The organism is Pseudomonas sp. ASL4 (genome assembly GCF_056680395.1).
Map to the genome: position 1 here is coordinate 217,265 of NZ_CM155280.1, position 21,414 is coordinate 238,678.

General features: G+C 54.7%; 20 protein-coding genes and 1 pseudogene. 7 read left to right on the plus strand and 14 right to left on the minus strand.

Features of this window, described 5'->3' with window-relative positions; translation table 11 throughout:
- Positions 1-7: 7 nt before the first annotated feature.
- The 8 genes and pseudogenes from AC1MEW_RS00910 to AC1MEW_RS00945 form a co-directional block, all read right to left on the minus strand.
- Complete coding sequence (locus tag AC1MEW_RS00910; RefSeq protein WP_480425177.1) at positions 8-967, minus strand: hypothetical protein; 960 nt, start codon at positions 965-967, stop codon at positions 8-10.
- Positions 964-1,963 (minus strand): annotated as a pseudogene (locus tag AC1MEW_RS00915) (hypothetical protein). Before AC1MEW_RS00915 ends, AC1MEW_RS00910 begins: the two are co-directional and overlap by 4 nt.
- Entirely contained in the window at positions 1,960-3,030 is a 1,071-nt protein-coding gene (locus tag AC1MEW_RS00920) for a hypothetical protein (protein ID WP_322270323.1), read from the minus strand. The pseudogene AC1MEW_RS00915 and the gene AC1MEW_RS00920 overlap by 4 nt, the downstream one beginning before the upstream one ends.
- 7 nt (positions 3,031-3,037) lie before the next feature.
- Positions 3,038-3,745 (minus strand): DUF4123 domain-containing protein, encoded by a 708-nt coding sequence (locus AC1MEW_RS00925; RefSeq protein ID WP_323570219.1) that lies wholly within the window; start codon positions 3,743-3,745, stop codon positions 3,038-3,040.
- A 40-nt stretch (positions 3,746-3,785) separates the two neighbouring features.
- On the minus strand, positions 3,786-4,976 hold the full coding sequence (locus AC1MEW_RS00930) for a DUF6708 domain-containing protein (protein WP_322270321.1): 1,191 nt from the start codon (positions 4,974-4,976) through the stop codon (positions 3,786-3,788).
- A complete protein-coding gene (locus AC1MEW_RS00935; protein ID WP_480425180.1) occupies positions 4,969-8,397 on the minus strand; it encodes a toxin VasX in 3,429 nt (1,142 codons plus the stop codon). Before AC1MEW_RS00935 ends, AC1MEW_RS00930 begins: the two co-directional genes overlap by 8 nt.
- On the minus strand, positions 8,394-9,269 hold the full coding sequence (locus AC1MEW_RS00940) for a DUF4123 domain-containing protein (RefSeq protein ID WP_322270319.1): 876 nt from the start codon (positions 9,267-9,269) through the stop codon (positions 8,394-8,396). Before AC1MEW_RS00940 ends, AC1MEW_RS00935 begins: the two co-directional genes overlap by 4 nt.
- Complete coding sequence (locus tag AC1MEW_RS00945) at positions 9,262-11,334, minus strand: type VI secretion system Vgr family protein (RefSeq protein WP_480425182.1); 2,073 nt, start codon at positions 11,332-11,334, stop codon at positions 9,262-9,264. Before AC1MEW_RS00945 ends, AC1MEW_RS00940 begins: the two co-directional genes overlap by 8 nt.
- A gap of 358 nt (positions 11,335-11,692) precedes the next feature.
- Between AC1MEW_RS00945 and queC the strand changes: the two genes are divergently transcribed.
- Positions 11,693-12,391: a 7-cyano-7-deazaguanine synthase QueC gene (gene queC, locus AC1MEW_RS00950; RefSeq protein ID WP_480425183.1), complete on the plus strand. Its 699-nt coding sequence runs from the start codon at positions 11,693-11,695 to the stop codon at positions 12,389-12,391.
- 38 nt (positions 12,392-12,429) lie between these two features.
- On the opposite strand, the gene AC1MEW_RS00955 is transcribed toward queC, so the two are convergent.
- Positions 12,430-13,302 carry a queuosine precursor transporter gene (locus tag AC1MEW_RS00955; RefSeq protein ID WP_480425184.1) on the minus strand — a complete coding sequence of 291 codons (873 nt, stop codon included), beginning with the start codon at positions 13,300-13,302 and terminating at the stop codon, positions 12,430-12,432.
- Positions 13,295-13,891 carry a helix-turn-helix transcriptional regulator gene (locus AC1MEW_RS00960; protein ID WP_323570221.1) on the minus strand — a complete coding sequence of 199 codons (597 nt, stop codon included), beginning with the start codon at positions 13,889-13,891 and terminating at the stop codon, positions 13,295-13,297. The genes AC1MEW_RS00955 and AC1MEW_RS00960 overlap by 8 nt, the downstream gene beginning before the upstream one ends.
- A 420-nt stretch (positions 13,892-14,311) precedes the next feature.
- On the opposite strand from AC1MEW_RS00960, the gene AC1MEW_RS00965 reads away from it, so the two are divergent.
- Positions 14,312-14,695 carry a DUF6124 family protein gene (locus tag AC1MEW_RS00965; protein WP_322270315.1) on the plus strand — a complete coding sequence of 128 codons (384 nt, stop codon included), beginning with the start codon at positions 14,312-14,314 and terminating at the stop codon, positions 14,693-14,695.
- Positions 14,696-14,732: 37 nt separating this feature from the next.
- Positions 14,733-14,987: a hypothetical protein gene (locus AC1MEW_RS00970; RefSeq protein ID WP_322270313.1), complete on the plus strand. Its 255-nt coding sequence runs from the start codon at positions 14,733-14,735 to the stop codon at positions 14,985-14,987.
- Between the two features lie 360 nt (positions 14,988-15,347).
- On the opposite strand, the gene AC1MEW_RS00975 is transcribed toward AC1MEW_RS00970, so the two are convergent.
- Positions 15,348-15,635: an addiction module antidote protein gene (locus AC1MEW_RS00975; RefSeq protein ID WP_007943750.1), complete on the minus strand. Its 288-nt coding sequence runs from the start codon at positions 15,633-15,635 to the stop codon at positions 15,348-15,350.
- Complete coding sequence (locus AC1MEW_RS00980; protein WP_480425187.1) at positions 15,632-15,937, minus strand: type II toxin-antitoxin system RelE/ParE family toxin; 306 nt, start codon at positions 15,935-15,937, stop codon at positions 15,632-15,634. The genes AC1MEW_RS00975 and AC1MEW_RS00980 overlap by 4 nt, the downstream gene beginning before the upstream one ends.
- 139 nt (positions 15,938-16,076) lie before the next feature.
- Here AC1MEW_RS00980 and AC1MEW_RS00985 point away from each other — a divergent pair, with 139 nt between their 5' ends.
- On the plus strand, positions 16,077-16,514 hold the full coding sequence (locus tag AC1MEW_RS00985) for an excinuclease (RefSeq protein ID WP_480425188.1): 438 nt from the start codon (positions 16,077-16,079) through the stop codon (positions 16,512-16,514).
- 45 nt (positions 16,515-16,559) lie between these two features.
- Here the strand turns inward: AC1MEW_RS00985 and AC1MEW_RS00990 are convergent, their stop codons facing one another.
- Positions 16,560-17,003: a DUF2846 domain-containing protein gene (locus AC1MEW_RS00990; RefSeq protein WP_480425189.1), complete on the minus strand. Its 444-nt coding sequence runs from the start codon at positions 17,001-17,003 to the stop codon at positions 16,560-16,562.
- Positions 17,004-17,093: 90 nt separating this feature from the next.
- Positions 17,094-17,987: a LysR family transcriptional regulator gene (locus tag AC1MEW_RS00995; protein WP_201255440.1), complete on the minus strand. Its 894-nt coding sequence runs from the start codon at positions 17,985-17,987 to the stop codon at positions 17,094-17,096.
- 153 nt (positions 17,988-18,140) lie between these two features.
- Between AC1MEW_RS00995 and AC1MEW_RS01000 the strand changes: the two genes are divergently transcribed.
- The 3 genes from AC1MEW_RS01000 to AC1MEW_RS01010 all read left to right on the plus strand — a co-directional run bounded on the left by AC1MEW_RS01000 (position 18,141) and on the right by AC1MEW_RS01010 (position 21,382).
- Entirely contained in the window at positions 18,141-19,385 is a 1,245-nt protein-coding gene (locus AC1MEW_RS01000) for an MFS transporter (RefSeq protein ID WP_480427166.1), read from the plus strand.
- Positions 19,386-19,463: 78 nt separating this feature from the next.
- The gene (locus AC1MEW_RS01005) at positions 19,464-20,741 is read left to right on the plus strand and encodes an AAA family ATPase (protein ID WP_480425191.1); all 1,278 of its coding nucleotides are present in this window, start codon (positions 19,464-19,466) and stop codon (positions 20,739-20,741) included.
- Positions 20,738-21,382: a retron system putative HNH endonuclease gene (locus AC1MEW_RS01010; RefSeq protein WP_201255443.1), complete on the plus strand. Its 645-nt coding sequence runs from the start codon at positions 20,738-20,740 to the stop codon at positions 21,380-21,382. The genes AC1MEW_RS01005 and AC1MEW_RS01010 overlap by 4 nt, the downstream gene beginning before the upstream one ends.
- Positions 21,383-21,414: the final 32 nt, after the last annotated feature.

The window sequence follows — 21,414 nt, forward strand, 5'->3', positions numbered from 1 at the left end:
ATTGTCTCTAAGCCCGCTCCTTGAGCAACGCTTGTTCTGCCTGCGCGGCCAGTTCAGCCTCGCGTTTGGTGATGGCTTCTTCAAGTTTCGGGGAGCGTTTTGCCCATTGTTCTGGGGGTAGTGGTTTTGACCATTCGGTGATGTCGGGATAGGGCAGGTCGGGGGGCGGATTTAGCTTCCAACGTTCGAGCACGTCGATCAGCAGCGTATTGAAAATGAAGATCCCGCAGAACCCTTCCCAGAGGGCTGTTACTAACCACCCCCTGAGTTTCGCGGCCTTGATCAGATCTTCCAGGTAAGTAGCCCATATTCCTTTTGACCTGTCGAAACGTGCGGTTTGATCCTCAACAGCGTGTGGACCAATCTCCATGTAACTGCGCATGCACTCCCACAACGCCATCGCCGTAGTGCCGCCGCCACAGTTGAAGCCTAGCGAGAAATGTTTGTTGTCTTCCTTGGCCAGCGGGTCAGGGTTTTCGAAGCCAACGATCAGTAAACCCATCGTGGCTCTGCCAGCTTGGCTGACCGACGATTGCTGCGTGGCGGCTGCGGTGACGCTTTCCCAAGGCACGATCCAGTACTCGCCGTCTTCGCGGGGGACGCAGACTTCTCGACGTTGGCGGTTGAAGCGCACGGGTAAGGGCACTTCGCGGAATAGACATTGAATCAAAAACAGCGTTGGGATCCCGACAATAACGGAGCCGAGAATCAAAATATCTTGGCTGAAGCCAGAATTGAGATTTCTAGTGAAGAAAGACATGGCTAGAACTACCATCACCATCGGCCACAGCATCATCACCACCGAACCGATGCTGTAATTTCCAACATCGAGAAACACCTCGTTCTTGCGCCAAATGATATTAAGCACATCAGAGGGCTTTCTACCCGTAGGGATCGGCAATGGCGCCAGATAGTCATTACGCGAAAACATCCGTTTTTTCGTGGTGCCTGCCGGTGGCGTGCTCATCCCGCGTCCTTGGACTGAACTGCCAGTTCAGCCTCGCGCGTGGCTATGGCTTCCTCCAGTTCCGGGGAGCATTTGGCCCATTGTTCCGGAGGGAGTGGTTTTGACCATTCGATGATGTCGGGATAGGGCAGGTCGGGGGCGGATTTAGCTTCCAACGTTCGAGCACGTCGATCAGCAGCGTGTTGAAAATAAAGATTCCACAGAACCCTTCCCAGAGGACTGTTACGAACCAACCTCTGAGTTTCGCGGCCTTGATCAGATCGTCCAGGTAGGTTGCCCATATTCCTTTTGACCTGTCGAAACGTGCGGTTTGATCCTCAACAGCGTGCGGACCAATCTCCATGTAACTGCGCATGCACTCCCACAACGCCATCGCCGTAGTGCCGCCGCCACAGTTGAAGCCTAGCGAGAAATGTTTGTTGTCTTCCTTGGCCAGTGGATCAGGGTTTTCGAAACCAATGATCAGTAAGCCCATCGTCACTTTGCCGGCCTGGCTGACAGACCGAAACCAATGATCAGTAAGCCCATCGTCACTTTGCCGGCCTGGCTGACAGACGACTGCTGAGTGGCGGCTGCTGTGACACTTTCCCAAGGCACGATCCAGTACTCGCCATCATCGCGGGGGACGCAGACTTCTCGGCGTTGGCGATTGAAACGCACAGGTAAGGGGACTTCGCGAAAGAGGCTTTGAATCAAAAATAACGCTGGAACGCCTGTAATGATTGAGCCTGCTACCAATATGTCTTGGCTAAAATCGCCAGAGGCGATATTGCGTGTGAAATAAGCCATAACTAAAAACAGCATCACCACCGGCCACAACACCATCACGGCCGAGCCGATGCTATAGCTACCAATATCCAAAAACACATCGTTCCTGCGCCAAATAATGTTGAGCACGTCCGAGGGTTTTCTACCCGTAGGAATTGGCAATGGAGCCAGGTAGTCATTGCGCGAAAACATCCGTTTTTTCGTTGTGCCTGCCGGTGGCATGCTCATTGTTTGTCCTTGGGTTGCAGGTAAATGGCGCCGGGGTGGTCCTCGCCGAGCGCGTAGTTCGGTACACGATCAAGTTGCGGCGTTGGGTCAGCCCGCAGCTCTATCACGCCAGTGGTGTCATTCAGGGTAAAGGCCAGCCCTAGTTCACCTCCGATAAAAGTGCGGGCACCGAGCATCGAGATCAATGGCGTGCGATAGCGCAACCTTAGCGAAACAGTGCTGGGTGTCGTGCCCAATACGTTGCTCAGTTCTTTGAAGGGACCACTCAGCCGTAAGCCCTGACCTTCCTTGTGCGGTATCCACTGACAGACGCTGCTGGACAACCAGTGAGGCGTCATGTCTCGCCAAGGGCGCGGTGACTTGTAGTGGTTGATTGGGCTATTTTTGATCAGGTCGCGGGAGCGCTGGGTATCCACTGGGTCACCGACCATGCTCAGTTCCAGGTAGACACTGCCGGGCTCCGCCCCTGGCAATTCGATGGTCAGGGCATTGATGGAGCTGACGGTAGCCAGCCCGGAGGGGCCGTTACCACTACCCATATCCGAGCTACTTTGCATACTGACCCGAGGCGCATAAAGAATGCGGTACAACCGGTCGAGTTCGTCCACTTGAGCTTTCGGCGGAATAGGTGCGAGGTCGAACGCCCGGCCTTTTGACCAGCAGCAGAAATTCAGGAAGTTTTGCAGCGGGGTTTGCTGCAAGAACGTGGTAATCAGGTGCAGCACACCCAGCGCCAAAATGATCCAGTTCAACGGTCCCATGTACAGGGTGTACCGCAAAACGGCGACTTCGACCTCCACTAACCCCGCCAAGGCCCTACCCGTTTGGACCATCCCCAATAGCGCTTGAGAGCCAAAAACGCCGACCTGACCAGCGACCACGATCTGACGCATCTCCAGCCACGGGTCTATTCGGTTTTGTGCGTTTTCCAGTTGTGTTTGCAGGGACTTGAACTCCGCAATTGCTGCAGCGGTGGACAGCCCGCCAATAACCGCACCAAACAGCGTAAGCGTCGGAGCCGCAGATGATCGAATAAAGAACCGATCCTTACCAAGCCCCTTCCGCACTTCGTTATCAATCAGCGCCGTCAGCGCTGCCCCAGCATATAGCGTGGCAGAAGCCGTATCGTATTGGCGACGACTGACCGTCCCACGCTTCGGCGCTCCACTCGCCCGGCGCTTGATCGCTGGCCTCGGGGTGTTGGGCGAGGACTTTTTCGCGTTCGCGCGCGCGGTGCATGGCGTCGGTGTACGCCTTGATGTTGGCCGGGGTCGGGTCCTTCATCAGCGTTGCGCCCAGCGCGTCGGTATCTTCGACACTTCTTATCTGGTCCACTTTCATGGACCGGGCGAAGGTCTTGGGCAGCAGTTCGGCCATGACCTTCGAGGCGTTGTCCAGCGGCGGGCAATGCTCGGCTTGCAGTTCAAAGTAACGAAAGAGGACGGTGAGATCGCCCTCTACACGGACCTGAATCAGGCTGCGCAAATGGTCGAGCACCACCGTTTCTTCGGCGTCCGACTCCAGCCACACACCACACGTCGCGCTCCATTCCTGAAAAAAAAGGTGGGCCAGCGGACTATCGGAAACAACAGGCACCAGCATCGGCCCGACTTCCTCCAAGGCCTTGATCGGGACTGGCTGGGTAACGTTTTCCGCCACTTCCGCCAGCCATTTTTCGGCCTGCTGCTTGCTCAGCAAATCAGTGCCCCCCTTGACCGGGCACGCACTGGCCAGCTCGATGCATTGCATCAAGCGTTCGCGCTCGGCGCCGTTCTTGAGCACTTGCGAACACTTGTAAGCCGTCTACTGAACTCAATATGAATCAATGCAACCCTGCCGCCTTGCACGCATCGACGAAGTTCGCGCTTTTTTTGTCCATGGCGGTTTTGACCAGCGTGTTGGCTTTTTGCAGCGCCGGGCTGGGTTTGGCCCACTGTTCGGGGGGCAGAGGTTGGGACCAGACTTGCACGCGTTCGGGCAGGGTCGGACGGCCCTTGCGGTGGGCCCATTCGGCGATCAGGTAGGGCATTTTCCAGAAGGTCAGGACGCGGCGGACGTACCACCAGCGTAAGGGCCAGGGTGTCCGCTTGCCGTAACCGTAACGGTGGCGCTGTTCGGCGGTTAGATCTCCGCCGTCATCGTCCAATGAACCCATGAAGCGTGCGCCGTTGCGTTCGATCTCAAAGGTATGCAGCCCCTCGTAAGGTATGAGCTCTTCTTCCGTTGGCGTAAGCCCCAATACGACGAGCATAGGGTTCGGGGTATCCACCAATTCCCCGTCTTCCATGTAGTTACGAATGGAGGTCCACATGCCCAGCGCGTGGGCATCGCTGGGTTGGGCCGACAGCACAAACTGCACGGTGTCGTGCTCTTCGTCTTCCAGGCCCATGCCGAAGGTGTAGTCGCGCATCGCGCCGTAGCTGGTGATGCCCTGACTGCTCGCGACCCAGGCCACCACACTTTCCCATGGGACGATCAGGACACGATGGGTGGTGTCGTCGATGTAGCAGACTTCGCGGCGTTGGCGGTTGAAGCGGATTGGGTAGCTTTTGGCTGAGGCATAGACGCCGGATAGCATGCCGTAGACGAAGGCGCCAATCGGGATAATGAAAAGGAGAGAACCAGTGGCGAACACCTGTACAGCATCCCCAACAATGTCGAAAAATCTTCGATCAATCTCCGGAGGGCTAAAAGCAACGAGCCATAGACAAATAAGCACGGGTGCAAAAAATGCAGTACACAAAACCATCCATATCTGAAAGGCCAATCTTTTTCCCAACTCCACCATCCCGAAGTTATTACCTCCCAGCTCCAGATAGGTCTCGTTCATCTCCGAAAAGTTACGGCGAGAAATTTGCGCCTGTCCCGTGTATACCGGCAACGGGGCGAGGAACAACGTTTCATTCAAACCCTTGACCCGCAGTTGCCCGGCACTGGGTCGCTGGCTGCGAATGTCCGGTGAGGGCTCGGTGTTTTCAGCTTTGTTTCTGCGCTTGAACAATTTCCTAAACATCAACCGTCGCCATTTCTTCTCGGGTAAATAACCAGTAAGGGGCTTTGCCTGTGCCGCTCGGCATGCTCTCCACCGGGTCGAGTTTGAACCTCCCCTTGGCCGGCAGGCGTACACCACGCTCTGTCGCGACGTACAAATTACGCAGCACAAAGCAGGTGCGGTGGATCAAATCACGTTCGGCCTCCAGTTGGTAACCGATGTTGAAAGCCAGGGCAAAATCCGTTGTTTGCAGAGAGTCGCTGATGGGCAGATGCAAGGTCAGCGCTTCGTCTTCCTGACTGACGACCATGGCCGTAGCCACCCACGCCGCGCTGCACTCCTGCCAGCGCACGGGCGGTAACTGGGCGCTGTAGGGGCGAGGAATGTGCAGATCACGGGTTTGCTGATACGCCAGCAATTGCAATCGGCGACTGTCCATTTCCTGCGTTCGAACGCCGGGCAGCACCAATTTCAAGTAGGTACGCTTATCGTCGCGGAGCAGTTCGCACGTCGGTTGCTGCACCACCTTCGCCAACGCAGTCCAGTCATCTAGCAGACTGCGTTGCAAGTTTGCCGTCCCCCAAGCACTGGCTTGCAGCCATTTTTGCATTGCTGTCAGATTGAAGTAGTTGTAAAGACCTTCACCCATCAATTGCAGGGCTGTGCCGATTAAACCCACCAAGTTGGCTTTAGCGCCGATGCTGAGCAGTCGCAGGCTGGCTTCCGCCCAAGCCAGAGCCCGCAGTTCGGAGGGAGTTTTCAGGATTTTGTTAATGATCGATGTCGTATGAAGGGCGCCCCAGGTATTGGTGCCCATCAAAACTCCGTCACCGGCCATTTGCAGGCTCGTAGCCGCCAAGCCTTTGTAATCGCCTGCGGCCAGCGCTTTCCCCCATTGCTGAGAGTGCTTGCCTAAATCAATTGCGGCGGCCAAAGCACCAAACCCAAATGCGCCGGTCCCTGCAATACCGGCCCAGCGCCCCAGACGGCTCATCGTATTGAGCTTCCCAGCAGCACTGTCCATTTGCTCAATATGCGTTTGAAAAATCGTCACCGACAGACCTTGTACCGCCGCAAATCCCGCAGCCGACATACCCACAAATGACTCAAAGAGCACGCCCCACTCAGCGAGAGACGGCATAGTTTTTTTATCCAACGCGCTCAACGCCTCAACAAACTTCTGCCCCTGAAACACAAGCAACAACAGCGCAATCCCATCACCCCCGGATTTCAGCGCGCTACTCAGAGGCTTGCCAAACGTCCCCGTCGCACGGAAATCCCGCACCGTACGGTGCATTTCGTCACGCAGTGCCGGCGCCACCCCATCAACCACCGTGCCGATTTGCCCAGGGTGGCCACTGCCGACGGTCAAGGCCCGACTGAGGCTGTCTTCCAACGGCGCCAGCGCGGCCTTGAGTTGATTGATACGCTGGTTGTAAATCTGTTCGCCACCCGGTGCCACCAGACCGCTGGTGACCCGCGACAACTCACGACGGCGCAGTTTGTAGGTTTCCTTGAGCTGGCTGCGCAGGTCAAGGGTGGCATCGCGGGCCTTGTTGAATGCCTGGATTTCGGAAGCCGACGCCGCCCGCAGCGTCAAGCCACTGCGAGAGAACTCGCGCAGCAGTTGCAGGCGTGCAGGTGCGCCGATGTCGCGTATGAAGCCATTGGGGTCAATGGTTTTTTGTCGTTTAAATTCGTTGTGCACTCGGTCTAGCTGGTCCGCAGCGGTCAACTGATGCGCCGGAATGTAAGCGCTATCAAGCAAACTTTGCAGCCCCTTAAACCTCGTATTCAAATCCGCATAGTTGGGCAACCGCTCACTCATCAAACTGTTGAACTGGCTGGCGAGCACATTGACGCTGGCAAGACTCTCCTGGGCCGTGCCCACTTTGATCGAGAAGCTGCTCAAGTCCGTCAGTTTTTTGCTCACCTCCAACTGGTCCTTCAGCGCCAGGGTTTCCAGCCCCGGCACGACAGTAAGCAGGTTTTGCTCCAGATAAGCCGCCAGTTTTTCCGTTGCGGCGCGATTCCAGCACAGGGCGGCCACGCAGACGAATTCGGTTTCCAGGCGATGCTTGATGAGCGCATCGTGCTGGAAGTCGTAATACCAGGCGGCCCGGTGAAAGTAGCCGCCGGTGATCATGCTCAACCGGTCTTCGCGGATGGCCTTAAGTCGTTGGTGCCAATGGCTCAGCAAGAGTTGCTGTTGGCTGACGAAGGCTTCCATCTCTGCCCGGTTGACCAGGTCATCGATGCCGCGTTGGCCGATGGCTTTGCCGTATAGCGCCTCCCAGGTTTGCAGGTTGAGCGTGGTGATGGTGCTTTGGTGCTTTTGCCAAAGCACCTCTCCCAGCGCGTCTCGCAGAGTGAGGTGGGCTCGAGCATGAGGATTGGTTTTGGCGGCCTCTCGCCAAAACGCCTCGTCGCCATAGAGTCCTGCGCCCCTGTCGTCACGTTTGGCCCGCAAGTAGTCATAAATCGCGTTCTGCTGCTCGGCGCTGGTGTCGTCTTTCAACGCTTTGACTTGTGGATCTGTCGCGTCCAGAGCCTCCAGACGCGCGGCATTCACATCGTACAAGGACTGGATGTAAGCGCCCGTCAGGTACTGGCGCTGAACCGCATCGTCGGCACTCCATTGCTCAATCCAGTCAGCCACTTTCAGTTGCGCGCTGGCCAGATCGCGCATGACGCCAAAGTCATCGCGCAACACCAAAAACAGGTAGTCATCCTGATAAGGGCCGAGCACCTGGCTGGTGAGTGTTTCAATCGCCGCCTCCTGAAACAGCGGCGTGTCCTCCCAGGCATAGTGCTCACTTTCTTGCCGGTTGGCGCCGTCGGGCAGGGCCTTTATCGAGACTGACTGGGTAACGTTTTCTGCCACTTCCGCCAGCCATTTTTCGGCCTGCTGTTTGCTCAGCAAATCAGTGCCGCCCTTGACCGGGCACGCACTGGCCAGCTCGATGCATTGCATCAAGCGTTCGCGCTCGGCGCTGTTCTTGAGCACTTGCGAACACTTGTAAGCCGTCCACTGAATTTCTGAATAGCTGGCGTACAACGTGTTCTGCCGGGCAAAGACCAAGTGAGGATCACCGACCGAAGCGGTGCGCGTGTCGCCGGCAACCTCTTGGCTGCTCCATAACAGCTTTGTGATCTGCCCTTTTTCAATGCGGTATTCGTGCAGATAGGCCGTGTCGTTGTCGATGATGTAAAGGTAGCCATCGCGCAACAATCGGATGCCCAGGGGCTGACTGCTCAGTGTGAGCGGCATGGCGAGTTCGGACGAGGGATCGAGGTGTTCGACCAGCCCGTATCGCAGCGGCAGCAACTGCACCTTGGGGTTCATTAAAGAGCATTGCCCCACCGGTGAGCGGACGTCGTTGGCACGCGTGGCCATGGCGGCGGCGTTGGCATCGAGTGAGGCCGCTAGTCGGGCAGTCACAGTCGGCCTCCTTGCGGGTCAGCGGTATGACTGCGAGCCAACTCGGCAGCACGTTGCACACGCATCAAAGGGGATTGCGCTGTGGGTACCGTGAGCAGCTCGACAATATCCGCATGGTCGCTCACCGGCTGCCCGGCCAAATAGGCGAAAACATTGGCGTAGAGGGTGATTTCCTGCTCCGACGTGAAGCCCCGTTGATAAGCCTCTCGGGCCACTTGCTGGATATGAAGCAGGCGCTTTTGCGCTGGATACGACGCCATGAACTCGGGGAAGTACGCGTGCAGGTGCTCACTCAAGTCAAAGACTAAACGCCGAAACGCCACCTCTTCCAGCGCCGTGAGTTCCTCGTCCGTCAGTCGATAGCTATCGAGGGTGTCTGGCGCCGCACGCTCAGGGCGTGCGTGTTGGTGCCAGATCGCCTGGAGGCTATCGGGCAAACACACCCGTTCGACGGGGCCAAACCAGCGGGCGCTTTGCGCTTGCCGTGCAAGGACAAGCAAGGGGTGAATGACCGCTGGATCGGCAATGCGCGGCATGACCTCAATGCCGCTGGGGTGTTCGACGGTCAGCAGGCGACGCCAATGCGAACAAAGCGTTGTCGCGTCCGCTGGACTGAACAGCAAATAGCCCCATTCAAGTGCGGCGTTTTCCTGGAAGTACGCCAACAGTGGATCGTGCTCACCGTTGAGCGGGATCAAGCAGGGCGATATGTCTGACAACTCATGCCAGCGAGTGCCTTGGTACAGGCAATACGTCGGGTTATCCCAGCGGTGCAGACGTTGCGCCAGGTTCGACGCGCTTACACCATCAAGCAGCAAATAAGCCGACATCGCCCAAGGCAAATCGTCCGGCAGTGGCGGCAAATTAACCATTGGCGTGTTCACTCTGCTGTTTCGCGGCTTCGCATACCGCGCAAATCGGTTGTTTGGCCATCAAGGCCAAACGTTGCGTCTGAAGTAGCAAGGGCGCTTCAAGAGCAACTGACGTGATCTGTTCAGCCGACAACGCCACCTGCGCCGCCATCCCCGCCACCGGAGAACCGCCCTCGACAATGGCCACGCTGCTGAAAATCCCGCCGGCGTTGATGACGATGTGATGGCCGCCAGCGGTGAGCGTCAGGCTCGAACCCGCATCGATTACCACCTGGCTCGCGGTAACGCGGGCGTGCGCGCCAGCCTGAATCACCAGCGTGCCAGCCGCCGCCGTGCTGCTATTGCCGCTGATGGTGATCAGCTCATCCCCGCCGATTACCGTGTTGCGAAGACCTTGGGTGGTGTGCAACTCGTCGCCCTTGATCAGGCTGGCGCTGTGGTTATCGACCTGTTCAAAACGGTCATGGCTGATCAGGCTGTGGCTGTCCCGAGTGATCTGTTCGCGGCGGTCGTTACCGATTTTAGTGTCGCTGTCGTTGAGGATCAGTTGTTCGATGTCGCGCTGGGCGCGCAGGTAGATTTTTTCCTGCCCGGCGCGATCTTCCAGCGACAGTTCGTTGTAGCCACCGGTGTGCGGAGAACTGTGGCTGCGCAGGACAGTTTTGGTTTTGTTCTCTGGTAAGGAGTGCGGGACGGACGTGACTTTGTTGGCGACACAACCGGTGATCAAGGGTTGATCGGGATCGCCTTCGAGGTAGGTGATGACAACTTCCATGCCGATGCGCGGGATGGTCACCGCCCCGAAACCTTCCCCCGCCCAACTGGAGGAAACCCGGAGCCAGCAACTGCTTTTCTCACTGTTGAGTTCGGCTCTGTCCCACGGCAGTTCGACCTTCACACGACCAAATTCATCGCAATAAATCTCTTCACCGGCAGGCCCGGTAACGCGGGCGGTCTGGCTGACCAGTTGTGTTTTTCGCGGGCGCAACGGTGGGCGGTAATGCACGTCCCATGGAATGGCGCTGAAGTGGTTGCGATAACCTTGAGTGAAGCCGTCTTGCGGTTTGACGTCGCTGGTGATGGCCTCTTCCAGTGACTGCGGTTGTTTCCCGTGGTGCGTCACGCTGAGCAACAACCACAAATCGTTGCAGGTTTTACGCGGGTGCTCGATCAGGTCGAAGAAGTGACCACTACGCAGAGTCGGCTGATCGCTCTGGCCCTCGGCCAACTGGTAATCGGCACGGTGCCGCTCCAAGGCCTGTTGAGCGAGTTGTTTGCCGTGCTTTTCGTTCTCGATCAGTACGGGGTAGCGATAGTCTTCAAGCTCAGGACTGAACTCGGCGGTGAAGCGGCTTTCCAGCAGCAGGCTCGGGCGCTGGAAGTCATAGTCCCGGCGCGTGATCGTGCTGGTGCGGGTGCTGAAACCCATGGCGAACTGGCTGACGACCGGGTGCTCCGCGACCATGCCGGAGCCTTGCTGATAAGGGGTTTCGCCCAGCTTGGGGAAGAACGTTTGATCGCCGGTGAACACCAACCGGTGACCGTCCTGCGAGTGCTGGTGGTGCCAGGCGATGCCGTCCTCGGCGCACAGGCGCTGGATGAACTCGAAGTCGCTTTCACCGTACTGCGTACAGTATTCGCGCACAGGGCTGGTGCTGACATGGAAAGCGAATTCGTCACCCTGAATGCCGTGCCCTTTGAGCACTTGCGTGATGATCTGCGGCACCGTCAGGTGCTGGAAAATCCGTTGGTCGTGACTTAACTGCAAATAGTGCAGCGCCGGCACCAGGGTCAGGTGATAACGGGTCAGGCGCTTACCGGCTTCACCCACCCAGACGTGTTCGATACGGCCGTGAAGTCCTTCGCCGTTCAGGCCGAATTGCAGAAACGCCGGTTGGCTGAGCAGGCTCTCCAGATCGAAATCTGGGTGCTCGCTGACCAGATCAACATGGATGGCGTAGAGGGTGCTGATGGCCTCAGACCCTTCAAAAGCCAGCACCTTGAAATCGTTACGAACAGCGGAGATGTGCAACGCGAAATGCGCTGTATTGGCCGAGCCGAACATACGCTCATCCTTAAGCAGAGGAGAAAAGCGTGATGTCCAGACCGTTCGAGGTCTGTGCACGCGAAATTGGCGCGCACGGTAGCAACGGCAAAAAAAGATTAATGTAGGAAAGGTCTTTTAATACAGCCAGACCTTTCCTCTTTTCAAACGGGTGCGTCAATCAACGAAAGAAGCACAGCGAATGATCGGGAGCAGCCGGCCGAAGCTGGACTTGCCATGCCTCCTTCTGGCAAAGAAATGAAACATAGGAAAGCGGTGCATGTAATTTCGGAAACGTCCCACAGCGAGACCTTTGGCTTTCCCGGTAGGGTCAATGTCCCTAGCTACCTGTCGGGACACTCCAAGGATGAGCAAAAGCATGAATAAAAAAGCAGTTATCGTTTTTAGTGGCGGCCAAGACTCAACAACCTGTTTGATCCACGCATTACCCAACTACGATGAAATACACTGCATCACGTTTGACTATGGGCAGCGCCATCGCGCGGAAATTGAAGTTGCAAAACAGCTGTCGGCAAAGCTGGGTGTGACAGTGCACAAGGTTCTCGACACGACGTTATTAAATGAGTTGGCGATCAGCAGCCTGACCCGAGATAACATTCCAGTCCCAACCGCCGCAAGCTCTGAAGAAAGCGTGCCAAATACTTTCGTGCCGGGCAGGAATATTCTGTTTTTAACGTTAGCTTCTATTTATGCGTATCAAGTGGGTGCCGAGGCTGTAATCACGGGTGTATGTGAAACAGAGTGTTCTGGCTACCCTGATTGTCGCGACGACTTTGTTACGCTCTTGAATAAGTCCATAGAATTGGGGATGGATTATAAATTACGCATTGAAACCCCACTCATGTGGCTGAACAAGGCCGAAACTTGGGCGCTGGCCGATCACCATAAACAGCTAGACTTAATTCGCTACGATACGCTTACTTGTTACAACGGGATAAAGGGTAGTGGGTGCGCCGACTGTGATGCTTGTAACCTTCGCGCCAAGGGTTTGAATGAGTTCCTGGAAAACCGTACAGGAACCACGAGCAGTCTAAAAGCAAAATTAGCTCTAACATAATGAAGACATTGCAAGGGGGGGCATTACCCCCCTTCTCTCTATGGCACCTGAGCTACAGCTACATATTTCTTAAACAAGTACCTTGCCCCATAAGCCGGCAAAATATTAAAAACTGCAAAGCACATTTTTATAGTTATCTGGATATAAATTATATCTAGTATTTCACTATTTTGCATAGTTCCATAAAATGCAATGAAGCAAAAAATAAAACTATCGATTATCACAGCAAAAAACGTGCTTAAAAATACTCTAAGAAACAGAAACCTGGAATTCGTGAGTTCTTTTATCTTGCACAGTAAACAAGAATTCAAATACTCAGAAAAAAGAAATGAAATGGAGGATGCGATCAAAACTGAAGACACATGAGTCATGACTTCACTAAACGGCGCATCAAGTTTCCAACCAGCCAAACCGGGCAAATAGCTAGTAAAGCTCAGCAAGATGATAATGAGTGCATTGCTTGCAAAAGCAAACAATATAGCCTTCCTCGCGAGTTTAAACCCATATGACTCATTGAGTAGATCGACTATTAAAAACGTTAGTGGATATAGAAAAACTCCGGGCGTGACGACAACATCAAATCGCTCTAAATAAACAAGTTTTGTGGCCGCTACGTTTGTAAAAATATAAAGCGCGAAAAGAAAAAGATTGAGCACAACATAAGTCAACCAAGATCGCTCATGACGATCATTGACTTCGTATGCAGTTAATGCCGCCCCGCCAGAATAGAACTTCCTGTAAATATCCTTAATTTCCGTTTTACTTAAATTGTCTAAAATATCACTTTTCAACAATTCGCCTAGCTTTACTCGGACAACTTTTCCTGTAGAGATAACCATGATCACGGCGAGATTTTTGTTATTCTCAAACCCGAGAAGCTTGTACCGACTATTTTCAGCAGCATCATCCATTGAATCGTTGCTCCAGCACATCCCCTACAATACAGAAAACGTCAGAATCAAAATACGCCTCACTAATTATATGCAACGCCTTTGTTTTCCTTTCATACACTAACTTCTCCGTAGCACTGCTCGACAAACCTTTCTTCACTATCAGCAAATCCCCTGACTCATAGACACCCCAGATATCATTTTCCAATAGCACACCTATTACGTTGCAGGCTGAACCGAAATAGTAAGTAAGCGGGTGAGTGGTAGCCAATTCGCCGATTCTTTTTTCCAGACTCTTAATCAATAAAATTTCTTTAATGACAGGAACCGCCGCCGGATTCATATTTCCAAGTATGGAAACACTGCTCTCAATTACTTCCTTTTCTTCAAAATCGACGGTCTCTATTTCTTTGTAAGACACTCCGAAAAAATCAGAAATCTTACGAATTGTAGATTGCTGAACATTCACCACCCTCCCTTCCAGAATGTTATATATCGTACTCCGTGTCAGACCACTGGAATTGCACAAGGACAGCTGCGTCTCTCCACGACTTTTTATCAGATATTTAATATTGTTTTTTAAACGTTCTGTCTTTACTTTCTTATGCATTAAATAGCTACCATTCACTTACGCTTTCAACACGCTGCACACTCGAAATAAACCCTACGCAGGTTTCTCGCTGCAAACCCAGCATCCTACAGAGTCAGGACTTATACAAAATCAATATCACAAACACGCAAAACATTCATTAAATAATATTTCGCTCAAGAAATTCAGAATGTTTGATTACCGACATATACCACAAAACTTAATGAAACTTCCCACAGTCATCTCTTACAGCAACTTCCTACAAAATCATTTAGAAAAGAAATGAATCATTTAATTGCACATATGTTCATTTATTTGATTAATTAAATAGAATTTTCTGGTAATAAATCTACCGCACCATTCAACTTTGCACGCCGCCAATTCACCTTGGCGGACTGCATAGGGTTAATGGTTTCTTAAACTCTTGAAGGGAATACCAATATGAAAAAAATACCCCCTACCCTCTCGGACTCGCAAAATCCATCATCCGACGACAACGTCGATACACCCAAACTCTCCGACATCACCGAACCCCTCGTCAGCGCACGCCTGCGCAATCCAAAGCGCCCTGACCCGATCAGCCACGTCTTCGCCATCCTCCCGGACGCCGACAAGGAATCCCTGCTCTGTCACGCCTGCGAAACCCTCGCCTCCCTGAATGTCATGAGCACCGATCTGGCCTGCGATCTGGAAGGCTCCCACCGCAATGTGGCGTTGGCCATTCAGCAACTGGCCACGTTGGCCGAGTTATTGGTTAATCGGGCGCTGGACCTAGTGGAGTTGCCCGAAGGTTCGCGTGAAACCCCAACCCCTTCCCACCACTGAGTCGCTGCATGCTTTTTCAAACTGGAGTTTTTTTGTCATGGATAGATATATGCCCATCACCGGTATCGACTGCACCACCCCATCGTTGCTGATCGACACACAAGCACCGCTGGACGTGTTGCATGAAACGGCGGCTTACCGCATCCGCACGGCGACTCAACTGCTGGAAAATATCGCGTTCAGCGAGGGTATTCACAGTGAGCTGGCGCGGGTGTTGGTGACTTCGTTGCGTGATGGCTGCGATCTGATGGACGTCATCGGCCGACGATTGCGGGGGCAGGTTTCTGCCTAGAAACGAAAAACGGACGATCTGCCTGGGTCGTCTGTTTTTTTACAATGGCCGTCCCTCGAGTTCAGTATTACTCAACTGCGCAATTTCCAAACCGGTGAAATTGGCTCAGGCTGCCGGCCTTCGAGTTGGGCTACGTTCAGTGGCTTGCCCGCAATGGGCTGCATATTTGGCGAATGCCAAAAAGACAAAGGGCGCCTTTCGGCGCCCCTTAACAAACAGGCTGGCTTGTCATCGCCCTGTACCTGTCCGGCTCTGCGATAGCTGGTTATCCAGGATCTTCAGAGTCTTACAAGCCCCTTTCGGGAACATTGGCAAGATTGCTCAATGCGTATTTCTTCGCCATTAAACCTTTCTCTCAGCTTAGGTGCTGGCGTGTAACTTCAGTCCCAATGCCTTAACGACTTTCAGGATGGTACCGAATTCTGGATTCCCCTCACCTGACAACGCCCGGTAAAGACTTTCCCGAGAAAGCCCTGCATCTCGTGCCACCTGAGTCATGCCGCGAGCGCGAGCGATAGTCCCGAGTGCCTTGGCGATGAACGCCGGATCATCGCCAGCCTCCTCCATACAAGCATCCAGATAATTAGCCATGTCCTCTTCGGTCTTGAGGTACTCGGCAGAGTCCCAACGAGTGAATTGTTCGGTCATGGGTTTTGCTCCTGCCAGGATTTCGCTATGAGCCTGGCTTGTTTGATGTCACGGGTTTGGCTGCTTTTGTCGCCTCCACAAAGGAGGATGACCAATTGGCGGCCTTGCTGCATGAAATCGACCCTATAACCGGGCCCATAATCAATACGGGCTTCACTTAAGCCTCCTCCGATGGCTTTGGCATCACCAAAATTCCCGTCCGCCATGCGATCAATCCGCGCCTGGATACGCATCCTGGCGCGGTTGTCGGCGAGCTTCGATAGCCAGCCAGAGAATGATGAACTTCGAAGGATCTCGGTCATGAATGCGAGTGTAGCCTTTGAGCTACACCCGCTCAACCCGAATTTTTATAAGTCGACATTCGGCCGTCTACACTCGCCAAAGCTGCGAGGCAGTGTTCTTCCAGGCACTCCCTGCGTTTTTCAAGTCAAGGAGATGACCATGCAAGCGAAAGCCCTGCTCGCCGCCCTTGTGTTCTGCCTGCTGCCCAGCGCCAGCCAGGCGACCAACCTCATGTACATGCCGTTCGAAACCGTCCTGTCCGACGCGATCCGCGCCGGGCGGCTGGATGGCAGTGTGAAGTTTTACCTGGCCGGGAACGGGCCGACGGCGAACCCGCAAATGCTGCGCATGAATGTGATCAGCGATCTGGGGACTAACGCTTCGAACAAGAGTGATCGCGATGCTTGCGAGTGGGTGCTGCAGTCGAATCTGATCAAGTTGCAGGGCGACGCCAAACGCGTTGGGGCGAACGCAGTGACCAATATCGTCAGTTATTACGATCAGCATGTGCGCAAGGATCTGAATACTTATGAGTGTCGGGTCGGGATTTTTGTGGCGCGGGTGGCGTTGCGGGGGGATTTGGTGCGTATTCCGTAAGACGGAACGCCCCCGCGACTGGCGCGGGGGCTGTCTGCTGGCTTCTTACTGAGCTTGAATCAACTTGCTTTCAGCAACGCCGGCACGGCCAGTTTTGTCATCGACGACTTGCAGGTTGTTACGCGCTTTGATGAAGCCCACTTTCACTTCCTGCCAGACAAAGTAGTTCTTGCCGGCTTCTGCGGTGAGTTTCAGTTCGGAATCGTTTTCAGCCGAAGACACCAAAGTCTGCTGGCCAGCCGGAACGGCCAGCATCAGGTAGGACTTGGCGACAGTATCCCCCACAGGTTTGCCATTGAGTGTCACCGGCATTTTCACCCCGGCGCCCATGCTCTCGTTGCGATACACGTAGATGTTGGCTTTGCCCGGGGAAACCTGGAAGGTTTTCGCTTGAGCATCCTGGCCTTCATCAGCCATTTTTACCGAAGCACAACCAGCGGTCAGTGCGGTCAATGCCAACAAAGCGGTGAAGGTGATCTGCTTGAACATCCTGTATCTCCATAGTGTGTGATGTGCCATGACGGTTATCGGCCGACACGACAAAAGGCAAAGGGCCATCACCCAAAAAATTTTACAGACCTATGGCGTCAACTTCCTCGTCAGCAATTCCACAAACGCCTTGGCCATCGGCGATTTCTGATCCTTGCGTTGCACCAGCCACACTGCCGACACCGCTTCCGGGTCCAGCAGCGGCCGATAGACCACGCCATCAATGCGCATCCGCTGATATGACGCCGGCAACACCGACACGCCCAACCCCGCCGCTACCAGGCCGATGATGGTCATCGCCTCGCCGGCCTCTTGGGCGAAGTGCGGGCTGAAGCCGGCATCTCGGGCCAAGGTCAGTAACTGGGCGTACAGACCACTGCCGTAACTGCGTGGGAAAAATACGAACGGTTCGAGGGCCAGGGCCGACAGGAACAAGCCTTCTTCGCTGCCGTTCACCAGCGGATGCTTGGAGCTGAGCACTGCCACCAGTGGCTCGCGCATCAATTCGACGACGCTGAGGGAATCCGGCAAACCGAGCGGGCGCATGATCCCGACTTCAATCGACTCATCCACCAGTGCGTCGGCCACTTGGGTGCTGCTCATTTCCCGCAGGTTCAGGTGTACCGCCGGGAAGCGTTGGCGAAACGAGAAGATCGCCTGGGGGATGGTCGAGTTAAACGGTGCCGACGAGGTGAAGCCGATTTTCAGTTCACCCAACTCACCGAGTTGCGCCCGCCGGGCGACATCTGCCGCTTTGTCGACCTGGGCCAACGCCAACCGAGCCTCTTCCAGAAACAACCGACCGGCTTCGCTGAGTTCGACCCGACGATTGGTACGCTCGAAAAGCCGCGCGCCAACCTCGGCTTCCAGTGCCTGAATCTGCTGGCTCAAGGGCGGCTGAGAGATGCCCAGCACTTGGGCGGCGCGGCCGAAATGCAGTTCTTCGGCGACGGCGATGAAGTAGCGCAGGTGACGCAATTCCATGAAAACCCCATTAGGTCGTGAAACGTCTTAAACAGGTCGAATAATATATTGGATTGAATCGTTAGGCAGCTATATGCTTTTTTTCCATTGCCTGACCGGCTGCGCCCTCCGAGGTCCGAAGTGAAAACTGCTGTCGCCCCACTCGCCCATGAAATACAGCCCACCGCGCTGGACGATGTCGTCGCCGAGCTGAACGAGATCTACATCGAAAAAGGCACGCCGATGTTCATGCGCACGGTGCTGGCGCTGTTCTCCGGCGGCTTCGCGACCTTCGCCCTGCTCTACTGCGTGCAGCCGATGATGCCGCTTCTGTCCCACGAATATTCGATCAACGCGGCGCAGAGCAGCCTGATCCTCTCGGTGGCCACTGGCATGCTTGCCATTGGTCTGCTGATCACTGGCCCGATTTCCGACCGCGTCGGGCGTAAGCCGGTGATGGTGACGGCGTTGTTCGCCGCGGCCTTGTGCACCATGGCCAGCGCGATGATGCCGAGCTGGGAAGGCGTGCTGATCATGCGCGCGTTGATCGGGCTATCGTTAAGCGGCCTGGCGGCGGTGGCCATGACTTACCTGAGCGAAGAGATTCACCCGCAGCACATCGGTCTTGCGATGGGTTTGTACATCGGTGGCAACGCGATTGGCGGGATGAGCGGGCGCTTGATCACCGGGGTTTTGATCGATTTCGTCAGCTGGCACACGGCGATGCTGGTGATCGGCGGTCTGGCGCTGATTGCGGCGACGGTGTTCTGGAAGATCCTCCCCGAATCGCGCAACTTCCGTTCCCGCTCGATGCACCCGCGCAGCCTGCTCGACGGCTTCACCATGCACTTTCGCGACGCCGGCCTGCCGCTGCTGTTTGTCGAAGCCTTTGTGCTGATGGGCGCGTTCGTCACGCTGTTCAACTACATCGGCTATCGCCTGCTGGCCGCGCCCTACAACATGGACCAGGCCTTTGTCGGGCTGCTGTCGGTGGTGTACCTGTCGGGGATTTATAGCTCGGCGAAAATCGGCTCGTTGGCCGACAAACTGGGCCGGCGCAAGGTGCTTTGGGGAACGATTGTGCTGATGCTTGCCGGCCTCACACTGACGATGTTCACACCGCTGCCGGTGGTGATAATTGGCATGCTGATCTTCACCTTCGGCTTCTTCGGCGCGCATTCGGTGGCCAGTAGCTGGATTGGGCGCCGGGCGATCAAGGCCAAGGGGCAGGCGTCTTCGCTGTATCTGTTCAGTTATTACGCCGGGTCGAGCATTGCCGGGACGGCAGGTGGGGTGTTCTGGCATTTGGGCGGGTGGAACGGGATTGGGTTGTTTATTGGCGGGTTGTTGGTGATTGCGTTGCTGGTGGCGTTGAAGCTGGCGAAGTTGCCGCCGCTGGCGGGCACCGCACAGGTTTAGCCAAAACTGCGCCCTAGCGGTAATCGCGAGCCAAGGTACACTGACGGCATTCGTCAGTCTTGGTAAAGGGAAGCCAGAATGCGCCTGGACCGTCTCCACATTCAGAATTTTCGTTGCTACGAAGATGCCACTTTTGACTTTCAGCCGGGTTTCAATCTGGTGGTGGGGGTTAATGGGAGTGGGAAGACTTCGTTGTTGCAGGCGGTGGCTGCGTCGTTTGTTGAGTTTGCCAGCGCCATGCAATCCGGCCAGTCATTCGCGATAAATGATGATGTCCGATTTATAGTCGATAAGTTTCGAGGCAGAACACGATATGAAAAAAAGTTTCCAATAACGCTGGCCGCAAAGGGCGATGTTCTCGGCGCAGTCGACTGGACAACAATCAGCCTTGTAGAAGACTGGGCCGCAGGGACGAATCAGAACCTGAAAAATGCGGTCGATCAATTCCTTACACAGTCTCTACCGGAAGCAAAAATCTACCCCGATCTACCAATACTCGCGTTCTATCGCGCAGATCGACGCTGGAAAAATGCGAATGTTTCTGCAGAGTTTGCGGCGCAACAAAAAATTTCGCGTTTCAGCAGCTACAACAACTGGTTCGATGCTGTCGCGGATTTAAAGGACTTCGAGAGCTGGCTGATCGCCAAGACACTGGAGCGGATGCAAACCCTACTGGATGAAGGTTTGACGTCTTCGGAGTTTGACGACGAACTAGCCTGGGTCAATCAAGCAATTAAGTTTGCATTGCCTGAAGCAAATGACTTGCGCTACGACCTACGGATGCAATCTCTACTCATAGATATGGACGACGGGCAAACTCTCCCCTTCGGTCAACTTAGCGACGGCCAGCGCGGTATGGTCGCCCTCTTCGCCGACATCGCCCGACGCATGTGCATCCTCAACCCGCACATGGGCAAGGACGTCCTGAAAAACACCTCAGGCGTGGTCATCATCGACGAACTGGACATCCACCTCCATCCAGCCTGGCAACGCAACATTGTTCCGGCGTTGAAAGAAGCCTTCCCCAAAGTCCAGTTCATCGCCGCCAGCCACTCCCCTCAAATCATCGGCAGTCTGAAACCCGAAGAAGTGATCGTCCTAAACAATGGCGACGCCTCCCACCCACGGGTCACCTATGGCTTGGATTCCAGTAGCGTGTTGGAGGAGGTCATGGGCGTTACTCAACGCGAGCCCGAAATAGAAAGGCTGCTCTCTGAGCTGTTCTCCACCCTGGAAGACAACGACCTCAAAAAAGCAAAAGTCCAACTTGAGGCGCTGAAGAAAAAAGCCCCCGACCTCCCAGAGTTCGCAGGAGCCGAAGCGCTGATGAGGCGCAAGGAGATCCTCGGAAAATGAAGCGAGTGCTCAAAGGAACTGAACCCGCTTCATTTACAGAATGGAAAAACTCGGCAAACGATGAGTGGAGCCCTACTTATCCAACGCTGCAAAACCCGCAAAAACGGGACCTTCTCAACAGCTTGTTAACTGAACAAGGATTCTTCTGCTGCTACTGCGGTAGAGAAATAGAGGCGTCCAACAGCCATATCGAACATTTCAAACCTCAAGAGCATTTCGAAAAACTGGCATTGGAGTATCAGAATCTCCATGCCTCTTGCCTGCGCGAGACAAAACCCGGCAACCCGTTGCACTGCGGCCATCGCAAGGGCAACTGGTTTGACGAAGCGCTGCATATCTCTCCAATGGATGAACGATGTGAACTGCGCTTCCGGTATCTGAGAACCGGCGAAATCCAACCAACAGACTCTGAAGACCTGCCCGCATCGAAGATGATTGAAGTGTTGGCGCTAGATATTGCCTACCTGAACAATCGTCGTCAGAACACAATCCGGCTGCTGTTCGATGAGGAATTCATCACACAGGCCAGTGAAGAAGACCTCAACCGCCTCGTCACCGCGATTCGCTCAACCGACATCTCGGATCAAAAACCTTTCGACCACATCATCGCCCGCTACGCCGAACAACTCCTCGGTCACTAAAAACCAACACAAACAAAAACGCCCGGCATAAG